The following is a 14233-nucleotide window of genomic DNA, read 5'->3' as shown; positions in this document are numbered from 1 at the left end:
CCATGCCCGCGTCGAACGTGATCCCCGCGCGCCTGGTCGGCGTGATGGCCGTGTGTTGCGCCCTGGCCGTGTCGACCCTTTACTACCATCAACCGTTGCTGCCGATGATGGCCGCGTCGTTCGGCCTGACCTCGACCCAAGCCGGGCTGATCGCCACGCTGACGCAACTCGGGTATGGGACGGGCCTGCTGCTCATCGTGCCCCTCGCCGATTGCCGACAACCCCGCCGCGTTGCATTGCGGGCCATCGGGGCAAATGCCGTCGCGCTGCTCGCCTGCGCCGCGGCGCCGAGTTTCGCGCTGCTGTGCGTCGGCAGTTTCCTGGTTGGGGTGACGGCGATTACCGCACAGCTGATCATCCCCGCCCTGTCGGGTCTGGCCGCGCCCGCGGAACGCGGCCGGGTGGTAGGGGCGTTGCTGAGCGGATTGTCCGCCGGATTGCTGTTGGCGCGGACCTTCGGTGGCCTGCTCGGCGAGCACTGCGGTTGGCGATCGGTGTTCTGGGTGGCCTCGCTCATCGATGGGGTGCTGTTGTTGATCGTTGCTGGAAATCTACCCGCTCTGACGAGCCTTTCTCCCATGCGCTATGGCGCGCTGATGCGTTCCCTCGGCAGCCTGTTGCGCGAGGAGCCGGTACTGCGCTTCTGCGCCGCGAGCGGCTTCCTGATTTTCGCCGCCTTCAGTGCCTTATGGGCCACGCTGGCCGCGCTGCTGACCCAGCCGCCGTACACGTTCGGCTCGACCACCATTGGCCTGTTCGGCCTGGTGACAGTGTTGGGCATCGTCGCATCGCCCCGCATCGGCACGTTAGTCGATCGCCTGGGCGCCCGGACGCTGACCGTCGCGGGTACGACGGTGCTGGTCGTCGGTTTCGTCTTCATCGGGGCCGGCGGACAGCACCTGGGCTGGCTGATTGTCGGCATGGTGCTGTTGGACTTCGGCAACCGGGTCGGGCTGGTGGCCAATCAGGCACGCGTCCAGACCCTGCGCGCCGAGGCCCGCAGCCGATTGAACACGGTGTTCATGGGTTCGTATTTCCTGGGCGGTGCACTCGGCGCGGCCTTGGGTAACTACGGGGTCCACCGGAGCGGCTGGATCGGGCTCGCCACCGTCGGTGCACTGCTCGCCCTCGCGGCGACCGCCACCAGCGCCCTCGCGCCCCGAGATACCCGCGTCACGTTGGCGGACGCTCCGCCATGACAGCCGTTCGCTGAGGCTGTGGACCAGTGTTGCCGCGCGCCTTGTCCGCCAGCGCCTTGTCCACCAGTCGCTGCACCCAACCGGCGTCCCGGTCGTTGACCACGGCGTAACGGTCCGGCGGGAAAAAGCCCCAGCGATGGGATGCTTCGGCGAGGCGGCTGAACTCATCGGCGGACAGCCAGTACGAGGATTCCGTCAGCGGCAAAGGCGCACCGTCAAAGCGCTGGCCCAGCATCAACTGGGTCCCAGGGGCAAAGGCAATCGCCAATTGCTGCTGGGGCTTCATCCGCAGGTCGGACGCAGGCATTCGCCTGGCCTGTCCATGGCGGAAGACGCCGGGAATTTCCTCCGTGAGCACCAGCCAGTGCCCGGCCGAGGTCATGGCCAGGATCCATTGCGACACGCCGCAGCTTTGCACGCGCACCAGCTTGTCGTCTTGCCAGAGCGTGAGGCTGAGGGCCTCGGGATTATCATCGCAGGACCACAGGCTGATGCCCGAGACCAGCGTATGACGCTCAAGCTCGACCACCCCTTCATCCGGCATCGAGCGCCAGTAGCGCTTGGTCGGGTCGCGTGAATCGCGCCGGTAATTGGACGAGGCCCAACCGGCGATGAAAAGCACAGTCGCCAGCACCTGCCAGCCCCAGGATCCATCGATGATCCGGTCGACATCCAGGCCGGGGACGAACCATTTCTCGACGAGGCCCAGGCCAATCACGAACGCCAGGCTTGGCAGCATCAGGCCAACGCTCACCGGCGCCGCCAGCACCATGACCCAGCTGAAGCGGTGCATGGATGCACGCTCGCGCGCCCTGGCTGACTCCTCTGGGAGCATGGGTGATTGCTCGCGAGGGCCGATGGTTGGATCAGGCGTCTCGAAGCTGATCATTTGCTTGTAGAGTTCGTCACTCATGCTGAGGCCCGACACTGGCTTGTGCCCTGTCCACCAATCGTTGCACCCAGCGGGCGTCCTCGGTATTGACCACGGCGTAACGGTCCGGCGGGAAGAAAATCCAGTGATGGGCGGCTTCGGTCAGGCGCTTGATCTCATCGGCGGACATCCAATAAGGCGTTTCCACCAATGGCACAGGCGCACCCTCAAAGCGCAGGCCCAGCATCAGCTGGGTTCCGGGTGCGAAGGCAATCGCCAAGTGCTGGCGGGGTTGCAGCTGCTTGCCCTTCTCGGGCATCCGCCCTTCTCGCCCATAGCAGAAGTCACCGGGGAACTCGTCCTTGAGCACCAGCCAGTGGCCGGCCGCGGTCATGGCGAGGATCCACTGCGACACGCCGGAGCTTTGCACGCTCACCAGCTTGTCGTTCTTCCACAGGGTGAGGCTGTTGCAGTCCGGGTCAAAGTCGTTGGCCCAAAGGCTGATGCCCGAGACCAATGTATGACGCTCAAGCTCGACCAATCCTTGGTCCGGCAACGATTGCCAGTAGCGCTTGGTAGGGTCCCGTGAGTCGCGCAGGTAATTGGACAATGCCCAGCCGGCGACGAAAAGCATGGTCACCAGCGCCAGCCAGCCCAGGGAATCACCGACGATCCGGTCGACATCCAGCTCCGGGGCGAATAACTTCTGGGTCAGGCCCAGGATCGTCAAGTACGCCAAGCCTGGCAGCACGAGGCCCATGCTCAACGGCGGAAGCAGCACCACGAACCAACTGAAGCGGTGCATGAAGGCACGCTCGCGCGCCCAGGCCAACTCCTGCGGGAGCATCGGTGATTGCTCGCGCGGAGGGATGCTGGGATCCGGGGTTTGAAAACGGGAAAACCGTGCGTGGGAGTCGTCGCTCATGGGTCGAATCGTTCTCTCGAATCAGGCGCGCATCTTCGAGGATTTTTCGTGGCGAGGACAGTGCCTATATCTTCGGCAACAGAACTACCGCCATCGCGAGCAAGCTCGCTCCCACACGGTTATCTGCACCCTAGAGATCTCCTGTGGGAGCGAGCTTGCTCGCGATAGCGGCAGCGAAACCAGCGATCAATCCGCCTGCACGGTCACCTGACGCTGCTCGCCCAAGCCCTCGATACCAAGGCGCATGGTCTGCCCCGGGCGCAGGAACACCGGGTTGGGCTTGATGCCCAGCCCAACGCCCGGTGGCGTGCCGGTGGAAATGACGTCGCCCGGTTGCAGGCTCATGCACCGGCTCAGGTAGGCGATCAGTTGCGGCACGCTGAAGATCAGCGTCCGGGTGTTGCCGTCCTGATAGCGATGCCCGTCGACTTCCAGCCACAGGTCCAGCGCATGCGGGTCGGGGATTTCATCCTTGGTCACCAGCCAGGGTCCAAGGGGGCCGAAGGTGTCGAAGCCCTTGCCTTTGTCCCATGTGCCGCCGCGTTCGAGCTGCCACTCGCGCTCCGACACATCGTTGATCACGCAATAACCGGCGACATGCTCCAGGGCGTTCGCTTCGTCGATGTAGCCCCCGCCTTTGCCGATGACCACGCCCAGCTCGACTTCCCAATCGGTCTTGAGCGAGCCACGGGGGATCTGGATGTCATCGTTCGGCCCGCAGATGGCGCTGGTCCATTTGTTGAAGATGATCGGTTCCTTCGGCACCTCCATGTTCGACTCGGCGGCATGGTCGGCGTAGTTCAGGCCGATGCAGATGAACTTGCCGACCTGGCCGACGCACGGGCCGATCCGCGGTTGGCCGGCCACGACCGGCAGGCTGCGCGGGTCGAGGGCGGCGAGTTTTGCCAGGCCTTCCGGCCCAATGACATTTCCGGCGATGTCCGGCACATGGCCCGACAGGTCGCGGATCTGATGGTCGTCATCCAGCAGCCCGGGCTTTTCCGAACCTTTCTCGCCGTAACGCAACAGTTTCATGAAGTGCTCCTGTTCAAGTGAAAACTCAAAGGCTCATGCCGCCATCGATCACGTGCACGGCGCCCGTGGTATAGCCGGACGCGTCACTGCCCAGGTAGAGCGCCAGTTGCGCGATTTCTTCGGTATTGCCAATTCGTCCCATGGGCTGACGGTCGAGAAACTGCCGGTAGACCTGTTGCTCCTCGACACCCTGCTGCGCGGCCTGGTCGGCGATGCGCTGGCGCAGCGATGGAGAATCCACGGTGCCGGGGCAGATCGCGTTGCAGCGAATGCCCTGGCTGACGAAGTCGATGGCGACGGATTTGGTCAGCCCCACCACCGCGGCCTTGCTGGCAGCATAGGCGAAACGATTGGGCACGCCTTTGACACTGGAAGCCACCGACGACATATTTATGATCGAGCCGCCGCCACGGGCCAGCATGCCCGGCAGGAAGGCGCGGATCATGCGGTACATGGCCGTGACATTCAGGTCCATCGAGCGCGCCCAGGCCGCTTCGTCGCAGTCGAGGATGTTGCCGCTGTGCACGACGCCTGCGCAGTTGAACAACACGTCCAATCCACCGATTCGCTCGCAGGCCGCGTCGATGGCGCTGGTCGAAGTGACATCCAGGATCATCGGCTTGACCCCATCGATACCCGCCAGCGCGCGAATATCAATGTCACTGGCGAACACCTCGGCGCCGGCCTGGGCGAAGGCAACCGCGCTGGCCAGGCCGATGCCCTGTCCGGCCGCCGTCACCAGCACCCGTTTGTTCTGCAGGCTCATGCTGTCTCCAATTGCGCCGCCGGGGCCGCGCTTTTCGGTGTCCGGCCGAGCATCGAGGCCGGGATGGCCAGGATCAACCCGCCACTGACCAACAGGCACAGCGCCAGGACATAGGTACCGTTGTTGATATTGCCCGTGAGCGTCTCGGCCACGGCGGTGATCATCGATCCGGTGAACCCCGACAGGTTGCCGATGGCGTTGATCATGCCAATCCCCGCTGCGGCAGCGACGCCTGACAGTACGGTGCCGGGCAAGGTCCAGAAGATCGGCATCAGGCTGAGGATCCCCGAGGCGGAGACGCTGAGGAACAGCACTGACAGCACCAGGTTATCGGCGAAGTAAGCACTGAGGATCAGCCCCGCGCCACCGATGAAGGCGGGAATCGCCGCGTGCAGGCGGCGCTCGCCGGTGCGATTGGAATGCCGGGCGTTGAGCAGCATCGCCACCACCGCCACCGAGTAGGGAATGGCGGTGAGCAAACCGATGTGCAGGCTGTTGGTGATGCCGGTGCTCTTGATGATCGACGGCATCCAGAAGGCCAGGCCATAGAAACCGGTGTTGAACGTCAGCAGGATCAGCACCAGCAACCACACCCGAGGGTTGAAGAACACCTCGCTCAAGCGTGTGGCCTTGCCGTGGTTGTCGGTTTGAAGATTGGCCTTGAGCATGGCTTTTTCCGCCGCCGAAAGCCACTTGGCCTTGTCGATGTTGTCCGCCAGGCAGACCACCACCACAACCGCCATGATGATCGAGGGAATGCCTTCGATCAGCAACATCCACTGCCAGCCGGACAGGCCGTGCACACCCTGCATGCTGTTCATCAGCCAGCCGGACAATATGCCGCCGAGCGTCAGGCTGACCGGCAATGCCAGCAGGAACCCGGACATCACCCGGCTCTGCCGGTGGGTCGGGAACCAGTAGTTGAGGTAAAGGATCACGCCAGGAAAAAAGCCCGCTTCGCAGATCCCCAGCAGGAAACGCAGCACGTAGAACATCGTGCTCGATTCGATGTGGAAGAACGCTGCCAGCGGCACGGTGTAGGCCACCGCCATGGAAATCACCGCCCAACTGAGCATGATCCGGGCGATCCAGAACCGCGCGCCAAAGCGATGCAGCAACAGGTTGCTGGGCACTTCGAACAGGAAATAACCCCAGAAAAACATGCTGGCGCCCAGCGCGTACACGGTGTTGCTGAATTGCAGCTCGTTGAGCATGTCGAGCTTGGCGAAACCGATGTTCACCCGGTCGAGGTAGGCCGCCATGTAGCACAACAGCAGGACCGGCAGGATTCGCCAGATCACCTTGCGGTAGGTCCGGTCCTCGAAATCGAGTTCGCCGGCTTGCGCCTGGGCGGGCAAATGCTCGGAGATGGTTTGCATGAGGTAACCCCTGATTGTTTTTATTGGGTCACGTCGAATGAGCGAGTCATCCGGCGATTGAACGAGGACTCTACTGTCGGGAAGCGATTCTTTCCCAATGGCATTTTTGGATTAGTTGATAACCCAGTGTTATCAGTATTGAGAATCGGTATAGGATCGATGTAGACAGACCCGCCGCCATCGCGAGCAAGCTCGCTCCCACAGGGGGGCGGGCGTGTCGCGGACTTCTAGTCAACACTAAACAACTGTGGGAGCGAGCTTGCTCGCGATAGCGGCAGCACATTCAACGGCTCGGCCGGGCGTTGTCCTTGAGGATCTCGGCAAACTCCAGCGCCGCGCCCACCAGCGGCTCGTCCTTGCGGGTGAGGATGCCGTAGTCCTGCGGCACCAGGTGCAGCGGTGTGTCGAGGGTCTTGAGCTGGCCGCTTTCGAGCAGTGGGTCGACCATCGCATTGGGCAACATGCCGATCATGGGCCCGCGTTGCAGCACCTGGAGGAAGGTCTGCATGGAAATCGTGTCGATGGTGTTGCGCGGCATGCCCACCCCGGCTTCGGCGAAGGCCAGTTCCATGCGCGCGCGAATCGGCGTGCCGACCGGGTAGAGAATCCACGGCAGATCCACCAGTTGCTGCAACGACGTCGGCCCGGCATCGGCGAGCGGATGGCGATCATTGACCACGATGCAGAACGGTTCGGGGGCCAGGGGTTGGAAGTCATAGCGCTGCTGCTGGCTCTGATCGGTAAACCGCGCAACGGCAAGGTCGAGCTTCTTTTCTTCAAGCATCTTCATCAGGTGATTGCTGGTCTGCTCCACCACCTCGATGGACAGCAGGGGCCAGCGCTGCTTGATCTGCAGGATCGCCTCGGGCAGCGCCACCGCCGTCGCGGCGAAAATACCGCCGACCTTGAGGTAACCGTGGCCGCCCTCGCGCAGGCTGCTGATCTGTTCGACGAACGAACGGGCGTCATTCAGGGCGATTTGCGCATAGCGCAGCACGTGCTCACCCAGGGCGGTGGGCGGCATGCTGCGCGGTCGGCGCTCGAACAGGGCGAAGCCGAGCAGGTTTTCGATTTCCTTGAGCATCTTGCTCACGGCCGGCTGGCTGAGGTTCATCTGCTCGGCCGCCAGATGCATGTTGCAGGTACGTCCGAGGGTGTCGATGAGCAGCAGATGGCGGAATTTGAGCCAGCCGCAAAAGCTGGAGAAGGACAGATCTGACATGGACGTTCCTCGGCGGCGCAATAACCAGGCGTTATCGGATACTGAATATATCTCATTGGAGTTCATCGACAACGCGCCCTAGCGTGAAGGCTTTACGAACCAGGAAGCCTGTCCATGTCGCTATTGCTTACTCCCGAGAACACTCTGCCGGTCGATGGCGTGGCCGGTACCCTGATCGGTCGCGCCTGGGTCCCGGGGCGGATCGCCGGGCCTTCGCCGATCGTGCTGCGCAGTGACGGCGTGTTCGACCTCTCGGAGCATTTCGCGACCTTGAGCGATCTGCTGGAAACGCCCTCACCCCTCGCGTCGGCGCGACAGGCGCCGGGCACCTTCCTCGCCAGCGTCGAAGACCTGTTGGCCAACACCGGCCCACACGCTGATCCGGCCAAGCCGTTCCTGTTGCCGCCGCTGGATCTGCAAGTGATCAAGGCCGCCGGCGTGACCTTCGCCGCGAGCATGATCGAACGGGTGATCGAGGAACAGGCCGGCGGCGACGCGGCCCGGGCCGAAGCCGTGCGCGCCACGGTCCACGGCGTGATCGGCGACAACCTGCGCTCGATCGTGCCGGGTTCCGAGCAAGCCATGCGCCTCAAGGCGTACCTCATCGAGCAAGGCATGTGGTCGCAATACCTGGAAGTCGGCATCGGCCCGGACGCGGAAATCTTCACCAAGGCGCCGGTCCTCGCCGCCGTGGGCAGCGGCAGCCAGATCGGCATTCATCCGGCCTCGCAATGGAACAACCCGGAGCCCGAAGTGGTGCTGGCGGTGGACAGCCGGGGCCGGATCCACGGCGCGACCCTGGGCAACGACGTCAACCTGAGGGACATCGAGGGCCGCAGTGCGCTGTTGCTGAGCAAGGCCAAGGACAACAACGCCTCGTGCGCCATCGGGCCGTTCATTCGCCTGTTCGACGAGCAGTTCAGCCTGGACGACGTGCGCGCTTGCGAAGTCGACCTGCAAGTACACGGCGAAGACGGCTACCGCCTGCACGGCTGCAGTTCCATGAGCCAGATCAGCCGCGATCCGCAGGACTTGGCCAGCCAGACACTCAACGCCAACCATCAATACCCGGATGGCTTCCTGCTGTTTCTCGGTACCCTTTTCGCCCCCACCGAGGACCGTGATCATGCCGGCGGCGGTTTCACCCATAAACTCGGTGACCGGGTCAGCATCAGCAGCCCGTTGCTGGGCGGCCTGCATAATCAGGTGACCCACAGCTGCAACGCCGCGCCGTGGACCTTCGGCGTAGGCGCCCTGTTGCGTAATCTTGCCGCACGGGGACTGCTCGACCGCTGAGCCCGACCGATCGTCGATTCATCCAATTACAAGAGAGAAATGAATCATGAGTGACACGCCAAAACGCCGCCTGCGCAGCGAGCAATGGTTCAACGACCCGGCCCACGCGGACATGACCGCGCTGTATGTCGAACGCTACATGAACTATGGGATGACCCGCGAGGAGCTGCAATCGGGACGGCCAATCATCGGCATTGCCCAGACCGGCAGCGACCTGACGCCCTGCAACCGCCATCACCTGGAACTGGCGCAACGGGTCAAGGCCGGTATCCGTGATGCCGGTGGCATTCCAATGGAATTCCCGGTTCACCCCATCGCCGAACAGTCTCGCCGGCCCACGGCGGCGCTGGACCGTAACCTGGCTTATCTGGGCCTGGTGGAAATCCTCCACGGTTATCCGCTGGACGGCGTGGTGCTCACCACCGGTTGCGACAAGACCACCCCCGCCTGCCTGATGGCGGCGGCGACCACCGACCTGCCGTCGATCGTGTTGTCCGGCGGGCCGATGCTCGACGGCCGCCACAAGGGCGAGCTGATCGGCTCCGGCACAGTGCTCTGGCACGCACGCAACCTGATGGCCGCTGGCGAGATCAACTACGAAGGCTTCATGGAAATGACCACGGCGGCCTCGCCCTCCGTCGGCCACTGCAACACCATGGGCACCGCCCTGTCGATGAACGCACTGGCCGAAGCCCTTGGCATGTCGTTGCCAGGTTGCGCAAGCATCCCGGCGCCTTACCGCGAGCGCGGACAGATGGCCTACGCCACCGGCAAGCGCATCTGTGAACTGGTGCGCCAGGACGTGCGCCCCTCGCAGATCATGACCCGCGAAGCGTTCGAGAACGCCATCGCTGTCGCTTCGGCATTGGGCGCATCGAGCAACTGCCCGCCGCACCTGATCGCCATCGCCCGGCACATGGGCGTCGAATTGAGCCTGGACGACTGGCAACAAATCGGCGAGGACGTGCCGCTGTTGGTCAACTGCATGCCCGCCGGCAAATACCTGGGCGAAGGTTTCCACCGTGCCGGCGGCGTCCCGGCGGTCATGCATGAACTGCAAAAGGCCGGACGCCTGCACGAACACTGCGCCACCGTCAGCGGCAAGACCATCGGTGAGATCGTCACCGGCAGCCTGACCTGCGACGCCGATGTCATCCACCCCTTCGAGACCCCGCTCAAACACCGCGCCGGCTTCATCGTGCTCAGCGGCAATTTCTTCGACAGCGCGATCATGAAAATGTCGGTGGTGGGCGAAGCGTTCCGCAAGACCTACCTGTCCGAACCCGGCGCCGAGAACAGCTTCGAAGCGCGGGCCATCGTCTTCGAAGGGCCGGAGGACTACCACGCGCGCATCGACGACCCGGCACTGGACATCGACGAGCGCTGCATCCTGGTGATTCGCGGCGCCGGCACCGTCGGCTATCCCGGCAGCGCCGAAGTGGTGAACATGGCCCCGCCAGCGGCGCTGATCAAGCGCGGCATCGACTCCCTGCCCTGCCTGGGCGATGGCCGCCAGAGCGGCACCTCGGCGAGCCCGTCGATCCTCAACATGTCCCCGGAAGCCGCCGTCGGCGGTGGCCTGGCGCTGCTACAGACCAACGACCGGCTGAGAGTCGACCTGAATACCCGCACCGTGAACCTGCTGGTGGACGAGGCCGAAATGGAGCGACGGCGCCTCGCATGGACGCCGAACATCCCGCCTTCGCAAACGCCTTGGCAGGAGCTGTACCGGCAACTGGTCGGGCAGCTGTCCACCGGGGGCTGCCTGGAACCAGCCACGTTGCACTTGAGGGTGATCGCTCGCAGCGGGGAGCCGCGGCATTCTCATTGATCTTGGTGAACAGGCACGCTGTCCTTCCGCAACCAGATGAAGTCATGGACAGCGGCCTTTGATGATCCGGCTATTTGAAGCTATCTTTCGTTTCAGCAAAGAACCAACCGCAGCCGTATGCTGCCTGAAATCAAGGATGAATCATGATTCGACCCTCCTTTTCCAGCGCGTGGGCGGCCTCGCAACGGATCTACGACCCCATCAATCCATCTGAAAAAGTTGCGACAATTATCGGGGGTAACGTGGCCCTGAACATCAACAGCAGTCACCCGACCGCCAGGTGGGTCAACACTTGTGCGGTTCGCATGAGCTACATCCTCAATTACTCCGGCTCACTTATCCCACATATACGGGGAAAAACCGTGTCGGGTGCCGACAAGCGTTGGTATTTCCACCTCGTCAAGGATTTGATTTCATACCTGGAACAGCAGTGGGGACGTGCCGAGACGGTCAAGTATCCGGCTGCGGATGGCGGCACCCTCGCAGGGAAGAAGGGGCTTATCCTGTTCGAGATCTCCGGTTGGGAGGACGCCAAGGGCCACGCCACGTTGTTTGACGGCAGGATGTGTTATGACCACTGCTATTTCAATGAACCGGGCGTGAACTATAAAACCGACCAGGCGAACTTCTGGAGCTTGCCGTGATGAAAGCCTTCACCGCACTCCTGTTATCGGCCTGGGCAATCGCGCCTGGCGTGAATTGGGCCAAGGATGGACCGAGCGATTCCCCCCAGGCAGGCGGACGCACCTACGCGCAAAACTACAAGGACATGGTACTGGCGGACTGCATCGCGACAGCCTACAAAGGTGAACCTGACGCGGCCCAGGATGCCGGTAGCAGCGCCAGTGCGCTGATGGACTGGACGTATTTCGACCTTGAGCAAGCGCCCCAGGTCGGCAAACCGTTGATCGATCAATTCCTGGCCCGTGATTATCGCAATCCTGTGGTGGAATCGGAACGTCCGGGGGTCCGCTTCGAGCTGCTCAAATGCCTCGATCTTTATCACAGCAAAGAACTCGACAATCAGGTCAAGCAACTGGTTATCGATCCTGATCACACTTACCGCCAAGACAATCCGCCACGGCAGAAAAGCAACTGACGCGATCTAATCATGACGGAGTCTGGTATTGCATCGCCTGGTACAGCACCCGATACGCCGCCACCAACTGCCCCAGCGTGAACGCCCGGTTGCGTCCGCTGGGGTTGGGCAAGACCCAGACCTCGGCGCCGCCGAACGCTTGCGCCTGGCGCCCCCATGCCACGTCCTTTTTTCGCACCAACCCGGCGTAGGCAGACTTACCGAGGAACGCCAGGCAGCGGGGTGCATGGCGGATGATCTTCTGTTCGAAGCTCGCCGCCACCGAGGTGAACTCAGTGAAGGACAGTTGATCCGCCCGCGCCGTCGGTCGCTCGACCACGATGGTCAAGCCACAACGGTATTGCAGGATTGACCGATCGTCCTCCGGCAGTAAGCGTTGCGGGGTGAACCCGGCGAGGTGAAGCGTGGGCCAGAACCGATTGCCTCGACCGGCAAAATGATGCCCCTGGGCCGCCGCCATCAGGCCAGGGTTGATACCGCAAAACACCACCGCCAGATTTTCCGCGAGGATGTCTTCGAGGCCTGGCATCAGGCTGCCCGGCCGCACATGAGGCTGATCGCGGCGCGCGCAAGGCCGTCAAGTTGAGGGGACCGCTTCAGCCTGATTGCTGGCGGCCTGGAGACGATGATAAGAACTGCGGCACGGGCTAAAAATGGAGCGCCGGGACAAACACTGTTGCCAGAATTCATATGAATAGGCGTCGCGCCCGACTGCACGTTGCCGGGCCTTCGGTGGACATGAGCGGCGCTTGCCGTGCTCAGAGGTTCCCGAGCATTTCCCACAACGACGCACCCACCCCTGTGATGCTCTCCCCGGCGATCAACCCCGCCGCCGCGGTAATCGCGAAGCGTTCGGTGAGGCTCGGCCAGCGGCAGCTCACCAGCCAGGTGAGCACGGCGCCGAGGGCCATCATCAGCGAGACCGAGGCCGGCAGCACAAATGCCAGGCCCAAGGCTGCGGTGCTGGGCAGGTAGCGGGCGCGATGGGCCGGCAGCAGGCTGTCGAGAATGCCCAGCAGCAAACCGGCGAAACCACCGATGAAGATCGCCCAGCGAATGCTCGCCGACAACGAGTCCAGGCCATGGGTCAACGTTTGCGCCACGGCCTTCCAGGTGGCGACTGCCGGGGCTGGCCATTCTTCGGTGAGTAGCATGGCTTGCGGGTCGGGGATCAACGCCAGGTAGGCCAGCACGCCGACGATACTGCCGATGAAAATCCCCAGCGTCTGGGCCAGCAGTTGCTTGCGCGGCGTCGCGCCGATTGCCCGGCCGACCTTGAAGTCGTTCATCAAGTCCGTGCATTGCCCGGCCGAACCGCCGGCCGTGTTGGCGCTCATCAGGTTGATCGGCACCTGCCCCGGCGCGACGATGCCGAAGCTCAATTGGGACAACTGCCCGATGGCGCCGATGGGCGGGATACCCGTGGCGCCCACCACCCGGGCCGCCACCGCCGCCAGGCAGATGGCCAGGGGAATGGTCAGCAACGCCATCCACGGATTGATGCCAAACAACACCGCTTGCAGGCTGACCACCAGAACGATCGCCAGCAAAAACCCAATCGCGGGCCCGGCCTTGGGGATCGCCCAGGTTGTCCCGCCGCTGGCCTTGGTGGACGCGTGCAGCGTCCACAGGCGGATCGCCAGGGAAGCCAGGGTCGAGCAGACCATCAGGCTCACGCCCGGCCACAGCAACCATTCCACCAGCACCGCGAATTGTGGGCCGCTGCTGCCGGGCGGCATTTGCACCAGGCCATTTTCCAACAACCACGGCGCCAACCCGCCCCACGCCAGCAGTGCGCCGAGCAATAGGGTCAGGCCGACACGGATGCCGATGATGCCGCCGAATCCCACCAGCAACAGCGAAGGGTCGGCGGTGAATGTGAGCCGTTCCAGCTGGGCGCTCGGCGACCAGCGTGGGATGGCCCAAACGAACGTGTCGACCCACTTCGCCAGCCCGGACAGCAGCGTCGCACCCAGCAACACCTTGAGGCGCGTCGCCGCTTCATGGCCATGGTTGTAGATATGCAGCAGGGTTTCCAGGGTCGCCATGCCCTCGGGAAACCTCAGGGCCTTGTCGTTGAGCAGCGAGGGTCGCAGGTACCAGGCGATCCAGATGCCCAGGAAACTCACTGAAAACACCCAGGCGACCATTGGCAAAGCGTCGAGTTGCTGGCCGGTCAGCAAGGTATACGCCGGGATCGGCGCCACCAGCCCGCCGGAGATGATCGATGCCGCGGCGGACGCCACGGTCTGGTTGATGTTGCTTTCATGCAGCGTCCAGGGCAACGCGGCAGCCGAGCGCTTGGCCAGGCCTTGCCAGACACCGTAGCCGACCAGCAAGGCAATGATCGACATGTTGAACGACCAGCCGATCTTCAATCCCGCGTAGACATTGGAGGGCGTCAGGAGGGTACCGAGCACGATCCCGGTGATCACCGCGCGCGGGCTGAATTCACGCTCTACAGCGTGGACGTGCGGGGTCGAGGTTTGATCCATGCGAATTCCTTATCGGCAAAAACAGCACGGTCACCTGAGGTGACGACCTAGGCTCTGTACGAAATGTGTTCGCGCGAAGGCCAGACAAGGCGAAACGGGGCGAGGAAGCGGAGTG

13 protein-coding genes are annotated in these 14233 nt (G+C 63.2%); 5 read left to right on the top strand and 8 right to left on the bottom strand.

Annotation, left to right across the window (positions count from 1 at the left end):
- Nucleotides 1–2: 2 nt before the first annotated feature.
- A complete protein-coding gene (locus tag JMN22_RS03990; protein WP_198795882.1) occupies nt 3–1199 on the top strand; it encodes an MFS transporter in 1197 nt (398 codons plus the stop codon).
- Here JMN22_RS03990 and JMN22_RS03985 read toward each other — a convergent pair.
- The 6 genes from JMN22_RS03985 to JMN22_RS03960 form a co-directional block, all read right to left on the bottom strand.
- Complete coding sequence (locus JMN22_RS03985; RefSeq protein ID WP_198795881.1) at nt 1174–2112, bottom strand: hypothetical protein; 939 nt, start codon at nt 2110–2112, stop codon at nt 1174–1176. The two genes, JMN22_RS03990 and JMN22_RS03985, sit on opposite strands and share 26 nt — an antisense overlap.
- Entirely contained in the window at nt 2105–2995 is an 891-nt protein-coding gene (locus JMN22_RS03980) for a hypothetical protein (RefSeq protein WP_198795880.1), read from the bottom strand. Before JMN22_RS03980 ends, JMN22_RS03985 begins: the two co-directional genes overlap by 8 nt.
- Before the next feature lie 186 nt (nt 2996–3181).
- Nucleotides 3182–4030 carry an ureidoglycolate lyase gene (locus JMN22_RS03975; RefSeq protein WP_198795879.1) on the bottom strand — a complete coding sequence of 283 codons (849 nt, stop codon included), beginning with the start codon at nt 4028–4030 and terminating at the stop codon, nt 3182–3184.
- Nucleotides 4031–4055: 25 nt separating this feature from the next.
- Nucleotides 4056–4796, bottom strand: a complete 741-nt coding sequence (locus JMN22_RS03970) for an SDR family oxidoreductase (protein WP_198795878.1) — start codon at nt 4794–4796, stop codon at nt 4056–4058.
- The gene (locus tag JMN22_RS03965; RefSeq protein ID WP_198795877.1) at nt 4793–6175 is read right to left on the bottom strand and encodes an MFS transporter; all 1383 of its coding nucleotides are present in this window, start codon (nt 6173–6175) and stop codon (nt 4793–4795) included. The genes JMN22_RS03970 and JMN22_RS03965 overlap by 4 nt, the downstream gene beginning before the upstream one ends.
- A gap of 283 nt (nt 6176–6458) precedes the next feature.
- Complete coding sequence (locus JMN22_RS03960) at nt 6459–7397, bottom strand: LysR family transcriptional regulator (RefSeq protein WP_198795876.1); 939 nt, start codon at nt 7395–7397, stop codon at nt 6459–6461.
- Between the two features lie 114 nt (nt 7398–7511).
- On the opposite strand from JMN22_RS03960, the gene JMN22_RS03955 reads away from it, so the two are divergent.
- From JMN22_RS03955 to JMN22_RS03940, 4 genes are all read left to right on the top strand, one after another.
- Nucleotides 7512–8693, top strand: a complete 1182-nt coding sequence (locus JMN22_RS03955) for a fumarylacetoacetate hydrolase family protein (RefSeq protein WP_198795875.1) — start codon at nt 7512–7514, stop codon at nt 8691–8693.
- A gap of 46 nt (nt 8694–8739) precedes the next feature.
- Nucleotides 8740–10524: an IlvD/Edd family dehydratase gene (locus JMN22_RS03950; protein WP_198795874.1), complete on the top strand. Its 1785-nt coding sequence runs from the start codon at nt 8740–8742 to the stop codon at nt 10522–10524.
- Between the two features lie 143 nt (nt 10525–10667).
- Nucleotides 10668–11168 (top strand): type VI secretion system amidase effector protein Tae4, encoded by a 501-nt coding sequence (locus JMN22_RS03945; protein WP_030141629.1) that lies wholly within the window; start codon nt 10668–10670, stop codon nt 11166–11168.
- Nucleotides 11168–11623, top strand: a complete 456-nt coding sequence (locus JMN22_RS03940) for a type VI secretion system amidase immunity protein Tai4 (protein WP_030141630.1) — start codon at nt 11168–11170, stop codon at nt 11621–11623. The genes JMN22_RS03945 and JMN22_RS03940 overlap by 1 nt, the downstream gene beginning before the upstream one ends.
- A gap of 10 nt (nt 11624–11633) precedes the next feature.
- Here JMN22_RS03940 and mug read toward each other — a convergent pair whose 3' ends face one another.
- Nucleotides 11634–12152 (bottom strand): G/U mismatch-specific DNA glycosylase, encoded by a 519-nt coding sequence (mug, locus tag JMN22_RS03935; RefSeq protein WP_030141631.1) that lies wholly within the window; start codon nt 12150–12152, stop codon nt 11634–11636.
- A gap of 229 nt (nt 12153–12381) precedes the next feature.
- Nucleotides 12382–14118: an OPT family oligopeptide transporter gene (locus JMN22_RS03930; protein ID WP_198795873.1), complete on the bottom strand. Its 1737-nt coding sequence runs from the start codon at nt 14116–14118 to the stop codon at nt 12382–12384.
- Between the last annotated feature and the right edge of the window lie 115 nt (nt 14119–14233).

The organism is Pseudomonas sp. HB05, from assembly GCF_016756915.1.
GTDB lineage: Bacteria > Pseudomonadota > Gammaproteobacteria > Pseudomonadales > Pseudomonadaceae > Aquipseudomonas > Aquipseudomonas alvandae.
Note: the sequence above shows the minus strand (reverse complement) of the source record. Positions and strands in the feature narration are given on the sequence as shown.